15 protein-coding genes and 1 riboswitch are annotated in these 17,742 nt (G+C 54.6%); of the genes, 5 read left to right on the top strand and 10 right to left on the bottom strand.

Going from position 1 to position 17,742, the window contains the following annotated elements; translation table 11 throughout:
• Positions 1-46 precede the first annotated feature (46 nt).
• Positions 47-976: a putative sporulation protein YtxC gene (locus PAE68_RS06675; RefSeq protein WP_281885304.1), complete on the bottom strand. Its 930-nt coding sequence runs from the start codon at positions 974-976 to the stop codon at positions 47-49.
• Between the two features lie 243 nt (positions 977-1,219).
• Between PAE68_RS06675 and PAE68_RS06670 the strand changes: the two genes are divergently transcribed.
• Positions 1,220-2,818 (top strand): L,D-transpeptidase family protein, encoded by a 1,599-nt coding sequence (locus tag PAE68_RS06670; protein ID WP_281885302.1) that lies wholly within the window; start codon positions 1,220-1,222, stop codon positions 2,816-2,818.
• A gap of 227 nt (positions 2,819-3,045) precedes the next feature.
• On the opposite strand, the gene mqnC is transcribed toward PAE68_RS06670, so the two are convergent.
• The 4 genes from mqnC to metA all read right to left on the bottom strand — a co-directional run bounded on the left by mqnC (position 3,046) and on the right by metA (position 8,012).
• The gene (gene mqnC / locus PAE68_RS06665; RefSeq protein ID WP_281885299.1) at positions 3,046-4,185 is read right to left on the bottom strand and encodes a cyclic dehypoxanthinyl futalosine synthase; all 1,140 of its coding nucleotides are present in this window, start codon (positions 4,183-4,185) and stop codon (positions 3,046-3,048) included.
• A gap of 113 nt (positions 4,186-4,298) precedes the next feature.
• Positions 4,299-5,672: an EAL domain-containing protein gene (locus tag PAE68_RS06660; protein WP_281885297.1), complete on the bottom strand. Its 1,374-nt coding sequence runs from the start codon at positions 5,670-5,672 to the stop codon at positions 4,299-4,301.
• Positions 5,673-5,883: 211 nt separating this feature from the next.
• The gene (locus PAE68_RS06655; protein ID WP_281885295.1) at positions 5,884-7,089 is read right to left on the bottom strand and encodes an aminotransferase class I/II-fold pyridoxal phosphate-dependent enzyme; all 1,206 of its coding nucleotides are present in this window, start codon (positions 7,087-7,089) and stop codon (positions 5,884-5,886) included.
• Positions 7,086-8,012 (bottom strand): homoserine O-acetyltransferase MetA, encoded by a 927-nt coding sequence (gene metA, locus PAE68_RS06650; protein ID WP_281885293.1) that lies wholly within the window; start codon positions 8,010-8,012, stop codon positions 7,086-7,088. Before metA ends, PAE68_RS06655 begins: the two co-directional genes overlap by 4 nt.
• Before the next feature lie 124 nt (positions 8,013-8,136).
• A riboswitch (SAM riboswitch) is annotated at positions 8,137-8,293 on the bottom strand.
• 437 nt (positions 8,294-8,730) lie between these two features.
• Here metA and corA point away from each other — a divergent pair.
• Entirely contained in the window at positions 8,731-9,666 is a 936-nt protein-coding gene (gene corA, locus PAE68_RS06645) for a magnesium/cobalt transporter CorA (RefSeq protein WP_281885291.1), read from the top strand.
• A 53-nt stretch (positions 9,667-9,719) separates the two neighbouring features.
• Here the strand turns inward: corA and PAE68_RS06640 are convergent, their stop codons facing one another.
• Complete coding sequence (locus PAE68_RS06640) at positions 9,720-10,736, bottom strand: HRDC domain-containing protein (protein WP_281885289.1); 1,017 nt, start codon at positions 10,734-10,736, stop codon at positions 9,720-9,722.
• A 356-nt stretch (positions 10,737-11,092) separates the two neighbouring features.
• Here PAE68_RS06640 and PAE68_RS06635 point away from each other — a divergent pair, with 356 nt between their 5' ends.
• A complete protein-coding gene (locus PAE68_RS06635) occupies positions 11,093-11,389 on the top strand; it encodes a hypothetical protein (RefSeq protein WP_281890939.1) in 297 nt (98 codons plus the stop codon).
• Between the two features lie 119 nt (positions 11,390-11,508).
• Here the strand turns inward: PAE68_RS06635 and ilvD are convergent, their stop codons facing one another.
• Complete coding sequence (gene ilvD, locus PAE68_RS06630; protein WP_281885287.1) at positions 11,509-13,197, bottom strand: dihydroxy-acid dehydratase; 1,689 nt, start codon at positions 13,195-13,197, stop codon at positions 11,509-11,511.
• Positions 13,198-13,413: 216 nt separating this feature from the next.
• On the opposite strand from ilvD, the gene PAE68_RS06625 reads away from it, so the two are divergent.
• Positions 13,414-13,704 carry a DUF3055 domain-containing protein gene (locus tag PAE68_RS06625; RefSeq protein WP_281885285.1) on the top strand — a complete coding sequence of 97 codons (291 nt, stop codon included), beginning with the start codon at positions 13,414-13,416 and terminating at the stop codon, positions 13,702-13,704.
• 62 nt (positions 13,705-13,766) lie between these two features.
• On the opposite strand, the gene PAE68_RS06620 is transcribed toward PAE68_RS06625, so the two are convergent.
• The gene (locus PAE68_RS06620) at positions 13,767-14,084 is read right to left on the bottom strand and encodes a cupin domain-containing protein (RefSeq protein ID WP_281885283.1); all 318 of its coding nucleotides are present in this window, start codon (positions 14,082-14,084) and stop codon (positions 13,767-13,769) included.
• A gap of 122 nt (positions 14,085-14,206) precedes the next feature.
• Complete coding sequence (locus PAE68_RS06615) at positions 14,207-14,722, bottom strand: acyl-CoA thioesterase (RefSeq protein WP_281885281.1); 516 nt, start codon at positions 14,720-14,722, stop codon at positions 14,207-14,209.
• Between the two features lie 206 nt (positions 14,723-14,928).
• Between PAE68_RS06615 and PAE68_RS06610 the strand changes: the two genes are divergently transcribed.
• Positions 14,929-15,258 carry a hypothetical protein gene (locus PAE68_RS06610; RefSeq protein WP_281885278.1) on the top strand — a complete coding sequence of 110 codons (330 nt, stop codon included), beginning with the start codon at positions 14,929-14,931 and terminating at the stop codon, positions 15,256-15,258.
• A 78-nt stretch (positions 15,259-15,336) separates the two neighbouring features.
• Here the strand turns inward: PAE68_RS06610 and PAE68_RS06605 are convergent, their stop codons facing one another.
• A complete protein-coding gene (locus PAE68_RS06605) occupies positions 15,337-17,658 on the bottom strand; it encodes a DUF4084 domain-containing protein (RefSeq protein WP_281885276.1) in 2,322 nt (773 codons plus the stop codon).
• Positions 17,659-17,742: the final 84 nt, after the last annotated feature.

Below are 17,742 nucleotides of genomic sequence, written 5' to 3'. Positions count from 1 at the left end.
TCTCTGGGCGGTTCTTCCTTCATCCATGTCTTTGATCGTTGCCTTCTTACCCTTTATTATATTCAGCAGCCGTCGAGCGGTCAAGATTTTGGCAGAGACGGCAGTAGCTGCACAGCTCCACCCGATTTTCGAAAATTTGCGTAATCGTCTTGATCACCTGCGTATTCGGCTCTCGCGTATGAATGTACACCTTCTTCGGCGATACCGTAATGAGCGTGCTGACGATCATATCCTCGAAGTTCATGTCCGATTCAAGCAGCTCCAGCGTCACGACCGAATCCGGATCGTTCGTATCGATCGGCTCCATCTGATCGTCAAGCAGTAGGAAATCGTTTCCACCTTTATGGATCAAATGAACGAAAGGCACCTTCGCCTCTTGAATGTATACGAAATATTGGAGCAGCGATATAAACTCTTGATACTGCCGGTCCATGACGAATTCATCGACTGCGTATTCAACGACATCGCGTAGCTCCTGCTTGTAATCATGTAGCCGGAATCGTAAGAATCCATCCAGATTCAGCTCTGTCTGCGATTCAAGGAATTCGGCAATCTCTACTGCAATCTTGTCCCTTCGCCTCGTATAAGCCTCAGGACCTGCTTCGTTCAGCTCTGTCGTACACGGCGCATCGAGCAGCTGCTTGCAATAGTCGAGAATGCGACAGATGTCAATCTCTTCACTGTATTTGAACTCATCGCGAATCAGCCTGCGCAGAAGTCGAGGCTCCTCGACTTGAATCATATATGCCGCCAGCGACTGGGACAGCTCCTCATACAGCTGCGGCCCGTCGGTTGCCAGTTGAAAGGCGGGTAGCTTCCCGTATATGCCAATCGCATGCGCCTGCGCCTGCCTGTCGAGGGTAATATGGATCAAATCTTTATTATGTAGCCTATTGCCGGAGCCGGAAATCCATCGATACAGCTGCTCTGCTTGAGCGTCCGATCGGTTCCATGCAAGCACCGTTAACAGCTTCATCCCCATTCACTCCTCCTTTGTCGGCCTGTTGCATTCCTATAAAGTATATGGCCTTGGGCACACATATATACAAATTCCGAATGGCCATGTTATAGTAATCCATCTTTTTTCATACAATAATGGAATGACACTGATACGTACAGTATATATTTTCTTGCGATAATTACTGTTTTATGATACATTTTGTATCATAAGAAGCAGAAGCTCCATTATTTCACTGGGCCTGGCCTGGAGGATTGATCAATGCCGTCATCTAACGGACGTTTCCCTTCCCCACATGCGGGACAGCTCGTTCATCTGCACAAAAATATATATGTGAACCGTCACGATCCGCTCTATCATGACAAGGTCATTCGTTACCTGGATCCGCATTCGCCAGAGGCCCATTATTACCTAGGCAATCATTATGAGCGCAAGGGGAATCGACTCAAGGCGCTGCAGCATTATCAGGAAGCGATGGCCGTCTACCCATCCGATTATTACTATAAGGCTTCCAGCGCTATTCGAAGGCTGCATCAGGCTGAGGAGCGTGCAGCTCAAGCCGCAGCGCTGGCCACTGCAACACAAGCCGGTACGTCGGTTACGAAGGAGGAAGCTTCGGGAAGCCTTCCGTCGTTTATGAAGGCAGTGCTCATCGTTCTCCTGCTCATGAACGTTGCTCTGCTGCTGGTTTTCTTCATGCCGACAATTGTGCCCAAGGTCGTATCGGAGCTGAAGCCGTGGTTCGTCGGTAAGGCCGTGACCTATGAAGTGTTAGAAACGCCGTTCCTCGTCCATCTGCCTGCAGATGCGTCCAAGGAGACGATCTCCGACCTGCTGCACCGCAAGACGGTTCAGCTCTCCGAAGCGCATCCTAGCTCCTCCATTGTCGTCTATGGAATCGCAGCGGCTGGCGGATCGACCGGAGCTGCAACGGGACCGCTCAAGGCGGTGCCGCTCGTCAGTCCGGAATGGAAGGAGCAGGCGTTCGTAATCGCTGAATATAATCCGCTCGTGGATTCTGCGGTTCGCATTCGGTTCGTTCAGCCGAAGGCGTACGAGAAGCAGAACGCTTGGTCGGCCAATCTCGTGCGCACCGCGCTCGCCGCCTATATCGAGGAGCATGGATCAGCGCCGGACAAGCTTGAGCAGCTGCTAGCTGATTACCCGCATAATTACTTGAGCTTTCTGCCTTCAGAGGCGCACACAGGCTCGGACCAGGTCCGAGCTTTTTTCGATGGAACGGGTGGATGGGTGTATCGGCCAGCGGCGAGGAGCCTCGCAGACATGTTCGTGCCGAACGTCGGCGACAGCGATGCGCCGCCAGCATCGGCTCCTTACGAGCCGATGCAGCTGCTCGTCGACACGGACGAGCATAGACTGCTGCTCGTCAGCGGCAGTCGGGCGATCGCACAGCTCGCGATCGGCGTCGGCGCAGCCGGACATGAGACACCGGCGGGCACGTACGCCGTGTCAGAGCGAGTGCTGCAGCCGGCGGGACGCTCGCCGGGCGTCTATGGCGAAGCCGCGCTCGGACTCGGCGCGATCGCGGTTCACGGCACCGCCGATGCGAGCTCCATCGGCGCAGGCAAGTCGCTTGGCTGCATTCGCGTCGCCAATGCGGACATGGCCCGCCTGTACCCGCTCGTGCCGCGCGGGACGCAGGTGATTGTCGCCGGGGCGGACGCCGCCCCCGGCCCGAAGCTGCCGCCCGCCGCCGCGCAGGCGGGCGACACAACGAGCGCCTCGGTCGCGATCGACGAGGCGCTGGCCGATGCGCTGCTGGCCGACTGGCAGCGCACATCCCTCGCGCGCGCGGCAGGCGAGCGCGCGCCCGGCAAGCTGTTCAGCTGGCTCGGATGATGAAGCAAGCTGCACCGCTCTGAGCTCTTGCCTCGTAGCTTCGCTCTTCGCACTTAGCTCTGCGCTCCACACTCCAGCCGCACACAGTGAACGTCTCCGCTCCATAGCCAAAAAGCCAAAGAGCACTCAACCGACTAAGCGCCGCCCATCGCGGCCTTCATCGGTTAAGTGCTCCTCGATATTTCATCACCCGAAGGTGCCGCGCTCGCGGCATAGCTGCCTGATTGCTAATTCTGCATCACGAAGTCGTTCTCCACCTGCTTCGACTCATCGTCGAACACGCGCAAAATCTCGTAGCGCGTGTTGCGCTGCGCCGGGATTTTGCCCGCTTCACGGATCAGCTGCAGCGTCGAGGCGATGTTCACCTTATGCGTCGTGCCCGCGGCCGAGACGACGTTCTCCTCGATCATCGTCGAGCCGAAGTCGTTGCAGCCATAATGCAGCGACAGCTTGCCAACATCAGGCCCCATCGTCACCCACGACGACTGGAAGTTCTTAATGTTGTCGAGCATAATGCGGCTGATCGCGACGTTCTTCAGGTACGCATCCGCCCCGAGCTTCTCCGCCTTCAGGTTCGTGTTGTCCGGCTGGAACGTCCACGAGATGAACGCGAGGAAGCCTTCGGACTTGTAGCCAGCCGCGAGACAAGCGTCCTGCGCCTCACGAATGCGCAGCAGGTGCAGCGCACGCTCCTCGTTCGTCTCACCGAAGCCGATGACCATCGTCGCTGTCGTGTTCATGCCGATGCGATGAGCCGTCTTCATGACGTCCATCCACTCCTGCCACGAGCCCTTCTTGCGGCTGATCTTCATTCGTGTCCGATCATCGAGTATTTCCGCTCCGCCACCTGGCAGCGAGTCAAGACCTGCTTCATGCAGAGCGCGCACCACTTCCTCGAGCGACAATCCTTCAGATACTTCCTTCATCTTCATAATTTCCGCAGGCGAGAAGGAATGCATTGTAATGTGTGGGAATCTTTCCTTAATCCCACGCAGAATGTTCGTGTAATAGCTGAACGGCAGGTCCGGATTCGTCCCGCCCTGCATTAAGATTTCGGTACCGCCGACGTCGATCGTCTCCTGAATCTTGCTATAGATCGTCTCATCGGGCAGCACATAGCCTTCCTTCGAGCCCGGCGCGCGGTAGAACGCGCAGAACCGGCAATACACATCACATATATTCGTATAGTTCACGTTGCGCCCGATGACGAACGTCGTAATCGGCTCCGGATGATGTCTTAGCATCAGCTGGTTCGCAGCATGTCCCATCTTCTCAATCTCGTCGGATGCATACAAGGTCGCGCAATCCTCCACACTAATCCGGTTGCCCGCCAGTGCATGCTCTAATATCCGGTCGACAGCATTCATCGCACTTCATCTCCTTTACACCGTTCATCGTATCATAAAAGCGCCCACACGGCTACAGCACATCGTCCACCGAAATGGCAAAAAAGCCGCCGACAAACGTCAACGGCTGTAACCTACGCACTGTTCGCCTGATGATTCTGGGTAATCATATCCTTGACGAGCTTCAGCTGCTGCTTACGCTCTTGGTCGGTCACGAGCGGCTGCGGCCGGGCAAAGTAATAGCCCTGCACCATGTTCACCTTCATATCGTACAGCATGCTCGCTTCTTCCTTACGCTCAACACCTTCGGCAATAACCTCGCAATTAATATGCTCGGCGAACTGCTTAAGCGACTTGAGCAGCGACTGCTTCACAGACAGCTGATCGATGTTCGAGATGACCGATTTGTCAATCTTGATCATGTCGGGAATAAGCTCCGAGATCGACTGCAGACTCGAATAGCCAGCCCCTGCGTCGTCGACGGCGAAGCGGAAGCCGTGCGTGCGGAACGCGCGCATCACCTTGCCCAGATGCTCGAAGTCGCGAATCGCATGCCGCTCTGTAATCTCGAAGACAATCTGGGAGGGGAACACCTCCGGGTACAGCTTCATAATGTCCAGCAGCTGGTTCAGGAACAATGGATGGCCGAGCGAGATCGGTGTCACATTGATGAATACTTGCTCCTTGATGCCCCGCTCCGCAATTTGCCCGAATGCCTTCTTCAGCACGAGAAACTCCATGCGCGATAGAAGATCAGCCTGATGCGCAAGGTCGAACAGCTCCGCCGGCGTATGGAATGGGGTATTGGACGGGCCGCGGGTCAGAATCTCCCAGCCGAATATCTCGCCGTCGGACAAATTCATGATCGGCTGTGCCAGCACCGATATGTTCTCATTCTTCACGATGTCCAGCAGCTGCTCCCGCGCCTTGCTGAAGTTCGCTGGCAACTTACGAGTCGCAATCGACCGCGCATAATGATAGCCGGTACGGATCGCTACAGCCGTATCCTCGATCTCTTGATCGATCACATAGCAGCCAGCCGCGAATGCGGCAGGTAGACCATGACTTACATGCACTTGCTGCGACAACAGACTCTCCAGCTCACGCTTCAGCTGATTCGCCTTGCGGAGCAGCCCATCGAACTCAAGTCCGGACTTGTCCTTCATTAATATACAGAAATCTTCTTCACCGTACTGCTGAACGCCCAATATATCCGATGGATGAAAATGGGCAGGCAGCAGCTGTATAATACCCTTCCGTATTTGCTCCAGAAGCGTGGCTGTTGATGTATAAGAGGATACGGCAAATAAATGATGATAGTTTTCCAAATGGAGAAGAATCAACGAGAAGGTGTGGTTCTTCTTCCGATACTTCTTGACCGTTGTCGTAACGGGATCGCGAAGCGTAAAATCAGGGGGGAAAAATCGCAGAGAATGATCCGAGCACGGCAGCCTAAGCAGCATCATCAGCCGACTCTTCCAGTCATCCGGTAACCATGTATGCCTCATATCGCACCCCAAATTATGTCATATGCAGTAACATTTTTTATCATATCATGAGTTCGTAAACGTGAACAGCACAAGTTCGTATTTTTGTAGAAAAAAGAGGCAACAGCCTCCAGCTGCGCCCCACCGCTTCAATTATGTGAAAAGTAAACAATATTTTAACAACACTTTAACAAATCTTTAACAAGTTACAGCTTGTCGTGACACACAATTGCTACACGTTGACTGACGCCATGCCTGACTCCAGCTCCTGCTTCGCCTGCTCGATCGCATGCGACAGATCCGCAATGAGATCATCCGCGTGCTCGATACCGACGGAGTAGCGGAGCAGCTTATCATCGACGCCAACCTTCTGACGAATGTCAGCCGGAATGTCCGCGTGCGTCTGCACGGCCGGATACGTCATCAGCGACTCGACGCCGCCAAGGCTCTCCGCGAAGGCGATCAGCTTAATGTGACGCAGAATCGGCTCGATGTAGCGGGCATCCTTCATCTTGAAGGAGAAGATGCCTGTATTGCCGGACGATTGACGCGATTGGATGTCATGGCCCGGATGTGTCGGCAACGCCGGGTAATAGACGGCTTCAACCTCCGGATGCGACTCGAGGAACGTCGCGATCTTCGTCGCGTTCTCCTGATGACGCTCCATCCGCAGCGCCAGCGTCTTCATGCCGCGCATCAGCAGCCAGCTGTCCTGCGGACCGAGCACCGCACCGATCGAGTTATGCAGGAACGCCATCTCCTCGGACAGCTCCTTGCCCTTCGTGACGATCAACCCGGCCAGCACGTCGTTATGTCCGCCTAAATATTTGGTCGCGCTATGAATGACAATATCTGCCCCAAGCTCGATCGGACGCTGGAAGTACGGGGTCAGCAGCGTATTGTCGACGATCGACAAGATACCCTTCGACTTCGCCCAGTCGCACACCTTCGCAAGATCGGTAATCATCATGAGCGGATTACTCGGCGTCTCAATGAGCAGCCCCTTCGTTCCCGGCTGTACACTTGCCTCCAGTGCATCCAGGTCATTCGTATCGACATAGGTCGCTGTGACGCCGAAGCGCGTCATAATCTTCTCCAGCAGTCGGTACGTCCCGCCGTACAGATCGAGCGAGACGATCAGGTGATCGCCTTGCTTGAATAGCGCGAAGATCGTCTGCAGCGCAGCCATACCCGAGCTGCAGGCGAAGCCTGCGTCGCCGGACTCGAGCTCGGCAATTGCCTCCTCGAGCACCTTGCGCGTCGGGCTCTTCGTACGGGCATAGTCGAAGCCTGTGCTCTGCCCAAGCTTCGGATGGCGGAACGCCGTAGACTGGTAGATCGGGAAGCTAACGGCGCCGGTTACCGGCTCCTCCTGAGATCCGATCTGGGCAAGACGGCTTTCAATACGAAGTCGTTGATTGTTGTCGTTCTGACTCATATGACATAATCCCCCTTATATAGATCGAACGGCGTTTCCTGATAGACATAGTAGTTTAACCAGTTGGAGAACAGGAGGTTGGCATGAGCGCGCCACGTATTGAGCGGCGGCTTGCTCGGGTCGTCGTTCGGGTAATAATTTCTCGGTACAGCGATCTCAAGACCACGGCTGATGTCTCGATCGTATTCGCCCTTCAGCGTACACGCATCGTACTCCGAATGTCCGGTCACGAAGATGTGCTTGCCGTCCTTCGTCGCTGCAATATATACGCCTGCTTCTGGCGATTCGGAGAGAATCTCAAGCTCCGGCACCGCCTCAATATCTTCACGCCGCACCTCGGTATGCCGCGATTGCGGCGCCCAGTACTGCTCGTCGAAGCCGCGCAGCAGGTTGACGTTCGGCACGTTGATCGTATGCGGGAATACGCCGAACACCTTCTCGCTCAGACCGTACTTCGGCACGCCGAAGTGGTAGTACAAGCCGGCCTGCGCCGCCCAGCATATATGGAAGGTGGAGGTGACGTGCGTCTTGCTCCACTCCATAATTTCCTTGAGCTCCTCCCAGTAGGTCACTTCCTCGAAGTCCAGCGTCTCAACTGGGGCTCCTGTAATAATCATCCCGTCCATCCGCTCGTGCTTAATGTCGTCGAACGTCTTGTAGAATTGAGCCAGATGCTCCGGTGACGTGTTCTTGGAGACGTGCGACTTCGGATGCAGCAGCACGAATTCCACCTGCAGCGGCGTGTTGCCGATGAGCCGGAGCAGCTGCGTCTCGGTCGTCTCCTTCGTCGGCATCAGGTTGACAATGGCGATACGCAGCGGCCTTATGTCTTGACGGAACGCTACACTTTCATCCATAACGAAAATATTTTCTTGCAGCAATACTTCCTTCGCCGGCAGATGGTCTGGAACTTTAATTGGCATCGAAATCACTCCTTCACCATTCATTCGTCGTTTCTGGCACTCTGTATGCTTGAAGGCGGTCGCTCCATAAGAAATAGGCCTTCATCGCGTACACGAGAAAGGCCTATGTATAGAACATCGTCCTCTCTCATCTCTCAGAGGCTGTACGCGTACAGCTTCCGCAAGATTTAGCACCGTGCATAAGCTTTGCATTCTATACTGTAAATCTGGCTGACAGCTGCAAAGTTATGTCGGTTGCCGGGTATCATCGGGCTAGTCCCTCCACCTGCTCTTGATAAGAGTGTGAAACCGAATATGAAATTAGTTGTAGATATATTTAATTTAATCGAAATTGACGTCATCGTCAAGATACTCCGAACATTTGCCTCAGCAGACACATAGTGTATCCAGAAGGCTTCATTTCCTTACCCATAAGGATTGTATTCTAAAAAAGCTAGGCGTATACTAGACAAGTATTCGACAAACCTACACAAAAAGGGGTGCGCCATCCGCAATGGACTCAGACCCGAGGAGTCGTTCGAAAGCACGTACACAACTACATAGTCGAACGAATACCCGGTCGGGTTGGTTCGGATGCACGGTCCATCTACATGACGAGGCTACTGCGTCCTGCGTGGCATCTAGGCAGAAGCTCTAGCTATCGAAGCGGCTGATGCCGGCTCTCCCTCCGACCTGACCTGTCGGTACTCGCTCGACGGACACATGAGAGGTGAAGCCGATGAAGGCACGCTTGGTACAAGACGGCATTTTTACACTTGTGGATGATTACACCCAGACCTTAGAGCCGCCGCAGCATGGGTTCTACTGGATTGACGCGGAGCCCGAGGATCTTGAGATTCTTCAACCGTTATTCCATCTTCACGAGCTTGCGGTGGAGGATGTGCTGGTTGAGGAGGAGCAGCGGCCGAAGATCGAGCTGTATGATACCCATTACTTTATCGTTGTCAATAGCATACGCTTCGACGATGAGGAGATTTTCTTGCGAGCCTTGAACATCTTCCTGGGCAAGCATTATATCATCACCATTACGCGGCAGAAGATTAATGAGATTCGCGCCTTGAAGCCTGTTCTGTGGGAGGAAGAGGTTACATCCCCAGACCAGTTCCTATACCATCTCATGGACTTAATTGTAGATAATTATACGAATGTCGGCGATCGGATCGAGGCGAAGCTCGAGAAGCTGGAGGAGGACATCCTCATGCACACGAAGAAGTCGCACTTGAACGAGATTATCGGACTGCGAAGCGAGATTCTGTGGCTGAAGAAGGTGCTCATTCCGCAGAAGGAAGTGCTCCATACGCTGAACAAGAAGGAGCTTCGATTGATCAGCGAGCCGCTGCGCAAATATTTCGGTGACATCTACGAGAACGCGGTCAAAATATCGGAGACGTTCGATACGTTCCGCGATCTGATGGGCAACCTTCGCGAGGCGTACCAATCGAGTCTGGCCAGCCGCGCGAACGAGATCATGCGCGTGTTCACCGCGCTGACGACGATCTTCATGCCGCTGACGTTCATCACCGGCATCTATGGAATGAATTTCGAGCAGATGCCCGGCCTTGAGTCGGCGCATGGTGGTCTTGTCGCCATCGTCGTCATGATCTGCATCGGTGTGGCGATGTTCTTCCTGTTTCGTAAGAAAGACTGGCTGTGAGCCAGTCTTTCTTTTTTGGGGGGCCGAACTTAGCACGCATGAGCATCGCAGCCTCAGCTCGCCTCGGAAGCAGATGTCTGACTGCGCACCAGTCCGCGATACTTCAGCCTCAGCAGGCGCAGCCATTCGTAATGCCGCTCCAGCTCCTTCCCGCTCATTCCGTCCAAGCTGTGGATCGTCTGCAGCACCGGCTTCAAGTAGCGGTCACCCTGCTCCTCGAACGCCTGCCACGCTTGCTGGACGTGCTCGGCCGGTACCGACTCCAGCACGCGGTCGATGAGCGGCATGACGTCATACCCGTCTCGATCCAGCTCCTCCACCCATTCGAGCAGCTCCTTGCGCGCAACCTTCGTCTTCTCCTGCAGCTCCTCCAGTCGGCCGCCGCTCTCGATCGTCTCCAGCAGCAGCCGCTTGTTCGTCTCCTTCTCCAGCTCGGTTTGACGCCGCTTCTCCTTCTCCTGCAGCAGCCAGCCGTTCACCTCCGCCTCACTCACCTGTACGTTCACCCAGTCCAGTGGAAAACGCGTCGTACGCTCCACCTGCATCGTCATCGCAAGCAGCTCCTTCCCATAACGCTCCATTCGCATACGACCCATACCTGGCAGCTGCAGCAGCTCCTCCTCGGTATGCGGGACGAAAGCGGCGATCAGCTTCAGCAGCCTGTTGCTCGCGACAAGATACAGCCGCTTGCTCTCCTGTGCCGCTTGACGAATGCGCCACTGGCGCAGCTCCTCATAGAGCGACTCGTTCGCGTGCTGCTCGCTGTAATAGAATAGAAATTGCTGCTGCGCGGAACGCTCGTCAAGCTCCGACAGCTCACTGACCTTCATCTCGAGCAGCGGATGGAAGCCCTCGCATTGCTTCGAGAAGACGCGCTCGCGGAAGATTGCCAGCATCTCCTCCCAGTGCAGCCCCTCGTACCAGCTCTCTTGGCGAAGCCGCCCATTCTCCTCCTGCTCGCTCCACATGACGTGCCATACGCCCTGCTCCTCGCCGATCGATACTTGCGCTGTGCGTACTTCTCCAGAAGCTGCCGCCTTCTCCAGACTGTTCAGGAACATCAAGTTCATGATCTTCATCCTTTCTTGGATTCATAATATGACTTCATTCAACGAATCGCCGCCGGAGCTAGTTATACAACGCAAATAAGCACCACTCTTCCCATTGTGGAAAGAGAGGTGCTTCCTCTGAACGACCGTTTGAAATTAATGACATATTACCATATACCGAACGAAAATGGCAAGTAAAGTATTGGATAATCCCGTTAGTCAAGCGGCAACACTACATACAGCATAGCTACAACCACCACCCAATATCGCATCACACGGGTCGACGAAAGGAGCGCTATACGATGAGTTCAACCGAAGCTGATCGAACACCAGAGTCGAATACTACATCCACTGAGCCGTCTGCCGAGCAGCTTGACATCCCGAAGGACCAGAACCAGGACGGCTTCATCCAGCAATCGCCGCACCAGAAATATACGGACTTCGCAACGGTGGAGTCACAGCGTAATGACTTGACGGCTGAGGAATTCCCTGAGGGGCCGTACGGCACCAGTCTGCCGCTCGAATCGCTGGGCAAGAGCACACCGTGGCGCGACGACCAGCGGTCGAACAACCGATTCAGCTACGAGAATCGCGAGCTGCACGCCGGCCTACCGCGTAACTACCCGGGCGAGCATCCGACTCACAGCTCATCGGGTGATGAGTACGAGGAGTAGTCCTGAGCTACCGATCTAGCTCGATCGATATACCGGTATGATGAGCCAAAAAAAGACATTCGCCTCCCCATCCACATCGCGGCGGGGACGAATGTCCTTTTATTTATACAGAGCAACGATTAGATCTTCATGACGCCGCCCGTGCTTGCGGATGTTACGAGCTTGGAGTAGCGAGCGAGGTAGCCTGTCTTCACCTTCGGCTCGAATTCCTTCCACTCCTCAGCGCGACGACGCTCCAGCTCCTCATCACTGACCATGAGCTGAATCGTGCGGTTCTTCAGGTCAAGCTCGATCTCATCGCCGTCATGAACGAAGGCGATCGGTCCACCCTCAGCCGCTTCCGGCGAGATGTGTCCAATGCTAATGCCGCGGGATGCGCCTGAGAAGCGTCCGTCTGTAATCAGACCGACCTTCGCGCCAAGACCCATACCGACGATCTGCGACGTCGGAGCGAGCATCTCCGGCATACCCGGTCCGCCCTTCGGACCTTCGTAGCGGATGACGACGACATGGCCTTCCTTCACCTTGCCGTTCGCGATGCCCTCGAGCGCCTCCTCCTGCGAGTTGAAGCAGATGGCAGGACCCTTATGGTAGCCGCCGACCGATTTGTCCACCGCACCGACCTTGATGATCGAGCCGTTCGGAGCAAGGTTACCGAACAATACAGCAAGTCCGCCCTCTTCGGAATGCGGGTTATCCAGCGTATGAATAACGTCCTTGTCGAGAATCTCGCAGCCAGCCACGTTCTCCGCCAATGTCTTGCCTGTTACCGTAATGCGATCACCGTGAATCGCGCCCGGCTTCTTCAGCAGCTCGTTCAATACGGCGCTCACGCCGCCTGCATTGTGCACGTCTTCGATATGGTAATCCGAGGCTGGAGCAATCTTCGCCAAGTGAGGCACCCGCTTCGCCACCTCGTTAATACGCTCGATCGGATACTCGAAGCCTGCCTCATGCGCAAGCGCAAGCGTATGAAGCACCGTGTTCGTGGAGCCGCCCAGCGCCATGTCGAGCGCGAACGCGTTGTCGATCGTCTCGATGTTCACGATGTCGCGCGGCTTAATGTCGAGCTTGATAATTTCCATCAGCTGCTTCGCGGACTTCCTTACGAACTCTTTGCGCTCAGGCGCAACTGCAAGAATCGTACCGTTGCCCGGCAGCGCAAGACCGAGCGCCTCAGCCAGACAGTTCATCGAGTTCGCGGTGAACATACCGGAGCACGATCCGCATGTCGGGCAGCCGAATTGCTCCAGCTCCTGCAAGCTCTTCTCGTCGATCTTGCCCGCTTGATAAGCGCCTACGCCCTCGAATACAGAGGACAGCGAGATCGAACGTCCGTCGCTCGTCTTACCAGCCTTCATCGGTCCGCCGCTGACGAACACAGTCGGGATGTTGACGCGCAGCGCGCCCATCATCATGCCCGGTGTAATTTTGTCACAGTTCGGGATGCAGACCATACCGTCGAACCAGTGTGCCGAGACGACCGTCTCGAGCGAGTCCGCAATAATCTCACGGCTTGGCAACGAATAGCGCATGCCGATGTGACCCATTGCGATACCGTCATCTACTCCGATTGTGTTGAACTCGAACGGTACGCCGCCCGCCTCGCGAATCGCTTCCTTGACGATCTTGCCGAACTCCTGCAGATGCACATGGCCTGGCACGATATCGATGTACGAGTTACATACAGCGATGAAAGGCTTGTCGAAATCTTCCTCTTTCACTCCGGCTGCGCGAAGAAGACTGCGGTGAGGGGCGCGGTCGAAGCCTTTCTTGATCATGTCGCTTCTCATTTTACCTTTGGACATCGGGTAGAGCCTCCGTTTCTATATGAACCTACTCATAATTGCTGCTACTAATTTCGCTCCAATGATTGTATCATGTTTCGACGGTTTTGAAAACGCGCGTCGCTTGATTACCTACGCTAATGTCGAAAGACGCAGAAGACTTGTTTTTTTGCCGCTATGGATCGACTTCTGTTATAATGCGATTAACTTATGGTTGAGGAAGCGAGGCTGACATACATGGAATTTGATTTTTTGTACGACGGAACCGAAGAGACGAAGACGCGCTTCTGCTGTATCGTCGGGGAGTCGATGCGTCGATTCGACCTGGCAATTACGACGACGAACCGCTTCTACGGCAAAAAAATGGTTATTGACCTGCAAACGGGACGCTCGGCTGTTATTGGCCCGGATGATCTGGAAGAGGAAGGCTACCTCGAGCATGTGTACAAAATTAACGAAGAGGAGGCCGCAGAGCTGCGCGAGTTTTTATCCTCGCTCATCGGGCCGATCAGCTACTCCGACATATAAGGAAGCCAAAGCCGAACGACTAGCCTTAGTCGGTCGGCTTTACTTTTGGCCGTCAGCCTTAATTAGCGCTTAACCAGATCCTCGCGAACCGGCGTGAACGTATCGAGCAGCTTGCTCGCCTCGAGCGCACGGCAGCCGTGCTTAGCTCCGCTCGGAATATAGATCGTCTCACCAGCCGTGATAACCTTCTGCTCACCGTCAACCGTGAACTCCAGCTTGCCTGCAAGGCAATAGGAGAGCTGCTCATGGGGATGGCTGTGCTGATACCCTTCGGCACCTTCCTCGAAGTGAACCTCCATCATCATCATACTTTGACCCGGCTCGAAAATTTTGCGCTTGACGCCGGGCTCCGCATTTTCCCACACGTTAATGTTGCTCATGCGAATACCTACCTCCAGACCTTAGTATGTACTTCTTCGCGACCGAAGCCTACGTTGCAAATTATACCGAACGAATCGAGATAAGCCTATGTTTTTTTCAGAACCGTATCACATCTCAATGCCTACTCCCAGCCGTACGCCGTCGTCAGCACATCGGCGAACTTCATACTCGCCTCCCGCCGCTGCTTGCGCATCTGGGCGCGCTGAACGGCCGTCTCGTGCAGTCTGATCTCCTCCTCCGTCTGCGGCACCACCCTCGGCACCGACACCGGCCTGTTGTTGTCATCCAGTGCGACGAAGGTGAGGAACGACGTAGCGGCGATCTCCCGCTCTCCGGTTCGCAGATCCTCCCTAATGACCTTCACGAACACCTCCATCGAGCTGCGGCCCGTCCACGTCACGAACGATTCGAAGCAGACCGAATCCGCGGGACGGATCGGCGTCAAGAAATCGACAGAATCAGTCGAGGCCGTCACGACGCTTCGACGGCAATGCTTGTAGGCCGCGATCGAGGCAATGTCGTCGATATAAGCCATGAGCTTGCCGCCGAATAACGTATTATGGTTGTTCACATCGGTCGGGAACACCCGGTTCGTTTTGTAGCATCGGGTTTCATTCACATATCGCTGATCGTCCATTGTGGATCCCCCCCATTATGCAAGCCCGTATCAGGAAGCTGCTTCCCTGTGAGCTGCCTTAGCGCTCATTATAGCTTGACCGGTACATGAAGCCAATGGGCTCGGTCATATCTTTATTATTTTTCATGAAGCTAAGCGGGATATGAGCACTCGGAATGGATACATTATGGAGGAAGGCTACTACAAGGAGAACAGGAGCACATACGATGATCAGAAGATGGCTAGCTGCAATGTTGATGACAGCACTACTTATCAGCTCCGCCGCATGCGGAGGCAATGAGAAGCAGGACCAAGCCACCCAGAAGCAGCAATCGACTTCAGATAAACAATCGGTCGGCGGCAAGGAAGGCGGACAAGGGCAAGGCAAGCAGCTCGGCTCTGGTGATGACAGCGAGGGTGAAGGCGGCGAGGGTGAAGGGTCCGCAGATAGCGAAGGCAGGCAAGGTGAAGGTGGCGAAGGCAGGCAAGGTGAAGGTGGCGAAGGCGAGAAGAGCGGCGGTTCGAAGGAAGGCGGCGGCGAGGGCGGAAGCAAATAATGCGGCTCATCATCAAAATACACCAAGAAGACAAGGTCTCTTGGTGTATTCGTCGTAGTGCAGAGTCGAGGCCCATTTCTATTCAGCCAGAAGAAGGCCCTTCCCCATCTCGTCACACTGACAATCTCGCTCCAGCATCGCCTGCAGCGTAGAAGCCGGAACCGGCTCACCGAACAAGTACCCTTGCATGCGGGTGCATTGCATCTCTAGCAGAATTGCCGACTGCTGCTCAGTCTCCACACCTTCCGCGATCACCTGCAAACCCATGCTGGCAGCCATCGTAACGATCATCGAGATGACACCGTCATTCGCAGCCCCCTTGCCGAGCCCTCGAACAAAATGGCGGTCGATCTTCAGCGTGCTGATCGGTAAGTTCGTCAAGTACGATAATGAGGAGTAGCCGGTGCCAAAGTCGTCCAGTGAAACGTGAACGCCGATCTCCTTCAGCTCCGTCAGCTCGTAGATGACCTTATCCATATCGCGCAGCACAATATCCTCCGTAATCTCAAGCTCAAGCAGCGAAGGCTCAATACCCGTCTCCTCCACGATGCCCCGGATTACGTCTGCCACGTTCGTTCGGTAAAAGTGCTGCGGCGACAGGTTGACCCCTAGCTTAAGCGGACAGCCGCGAAGCTGTAATATCCTTGCTTGCTCGCATACTTGTCTGATCAGCCATTCGCTGATCGGTACAATCAGTCCCGTCTGCTCCGCGATCGGGATTATTTCCGATGGACCTACAGCGCCGTATACGGGATGCTCCCACCTCAGCAGCGCCTCCGCGCCGATGAGCTCACGAGTCTGTCGATCGCGGCTCAACAGCACCTGCAGCTGATAATGGATATGCAGCTCCTGATTGCGCAGCGCCGTTCGCAGTTCCTTCTCCAGCAGCAGGCGCCGTGCCGATTGACTCTCACCCTCGCGGATCGACTGCTTGAGCCCATTGTCTAAGTAGCTGCGATTAACAAGTCCGGTCAACGGGAGGTGATTCGCTAAGTCGCTGATCTTCTCCTCGCTGCGCAGCGCCTCCGTAATGTCCTTACCCACTGCATATAGACCAACTGTTCGCTCGTCAATGATAATCGGGATCAATGTCAGGCTAAGCGGGTATGTCCGTCCCGAACGGCTTCGCATCGATAGCTGACCATGCTGGGGGCCGCTATGTCCAGCCTTGTGCAACAGCTGCATCGCCTGCTTATGATCCTTAGGGTCGATCAGCGCTCGAAACGTGCGTCCTGACAGCTCCTTCATCGTATATTCGGTGAGCGAGGAGCACGCCGGATTGACCGCCTGAATACGTCCATCCAGATCGAGCGAGAAGACGGGCTCGGGATAATTGTTGAATATCGAATGATACCGCTCTGTACTTAACGTCAGCTGCTGCGAACGAAGAAGCAGACTGAGCATGAGTCTGTTATTATCCATCATCGTGAGCATCTGTCTCGTACTGACGAGCACAATGGACAAGACTGCGCCAATCGTTAGCCAATTAATCTCCAGCCCTTGAAGCACGACAGCCGCTATGAGCATAATGATGCTCAGATGCGGCGCAATAATACGCGTGAAGCCGCGGCTGCTCACCGCCTGCCACTCCTCAGCCGCGCTGAGCGCACTCACCTGATGCATGCCGACTCCTTGAGCGCGTGGCATCGACCCTGATACGGCTATGGACAGAAGTCCCATCATAAAGAACGGGTCAACAAGGCTACCGGATTGGTACACGTTCGCTGTCTGCATGTACATGTACACGGAGTCAGATGTCACAAGCACGAGCAAGCCGATGAGCATCGGCAGCCAGCTCCCGTGAGCCCGCAGCTGCGGTGCGCCGAAATATAGCGTTAGCGCGCTGAGCAGCAAGCCAAGATCTCCTATCGGATAGCCGATATATACCCAATGATACGGATCGCGGAGCCAATCGCCATCGAGATTCGGCTCGATCAGGAAATGCAGACTGAACGAGATCGCCGCCACCATAATAATCGCAATATCGAGCAGATGCTGAATTCGTTGGGATCGTCTTGCGTTCGCCAGCAGCCTCCAGCCGAAGCCGATCAGGAAGCAGACAACATGTAAAATATAGAATAAATCTGGCGGTCCGGGATACGGCAATGTCCAATGAAGCACATTCTCATACAGCAACCATACAACTTCCGCTATGACATAAAATAAAGAGCCGACAAAAAGAAACAACCAGAGCCGCTGCTCTCCATTGTCACGCGGTGCAAGCCTCCAGGCTCGTAGAAGGAGTAGCGAGGCTGCGATTGAGCCTAGCGTAGAAAATAGGTTACCCCCGAGCGTTAGAAGGTCCGTATCTCCTCTCCAGAGCAGGAGCCAGCTGCCATACAGCATCGTATAAACAATCATCACCGAATAAAGACGCCAGGGCTTGATAATGGAAGACATACGTTCACATCCCGCCATGAAAGTTAAGCCGTAACGACTATGATCATATCACATTTTGTCGGATTAAGTCACAAAAAGCCGCAA

The sequence above is a fragment of the Paenibacillus sp. YYML68 genome, from assembly GCF_027923405.1.
Lineage (GTDB): Bacteria > Bacillota > Bacilli > Paenibacillales > NBRC-103111 > Paenibacillus_G.
Note: the sequence above shows the minus strand (reverse complement) of the source record. Positions and strands in the feature narration are given on the sequence as shown.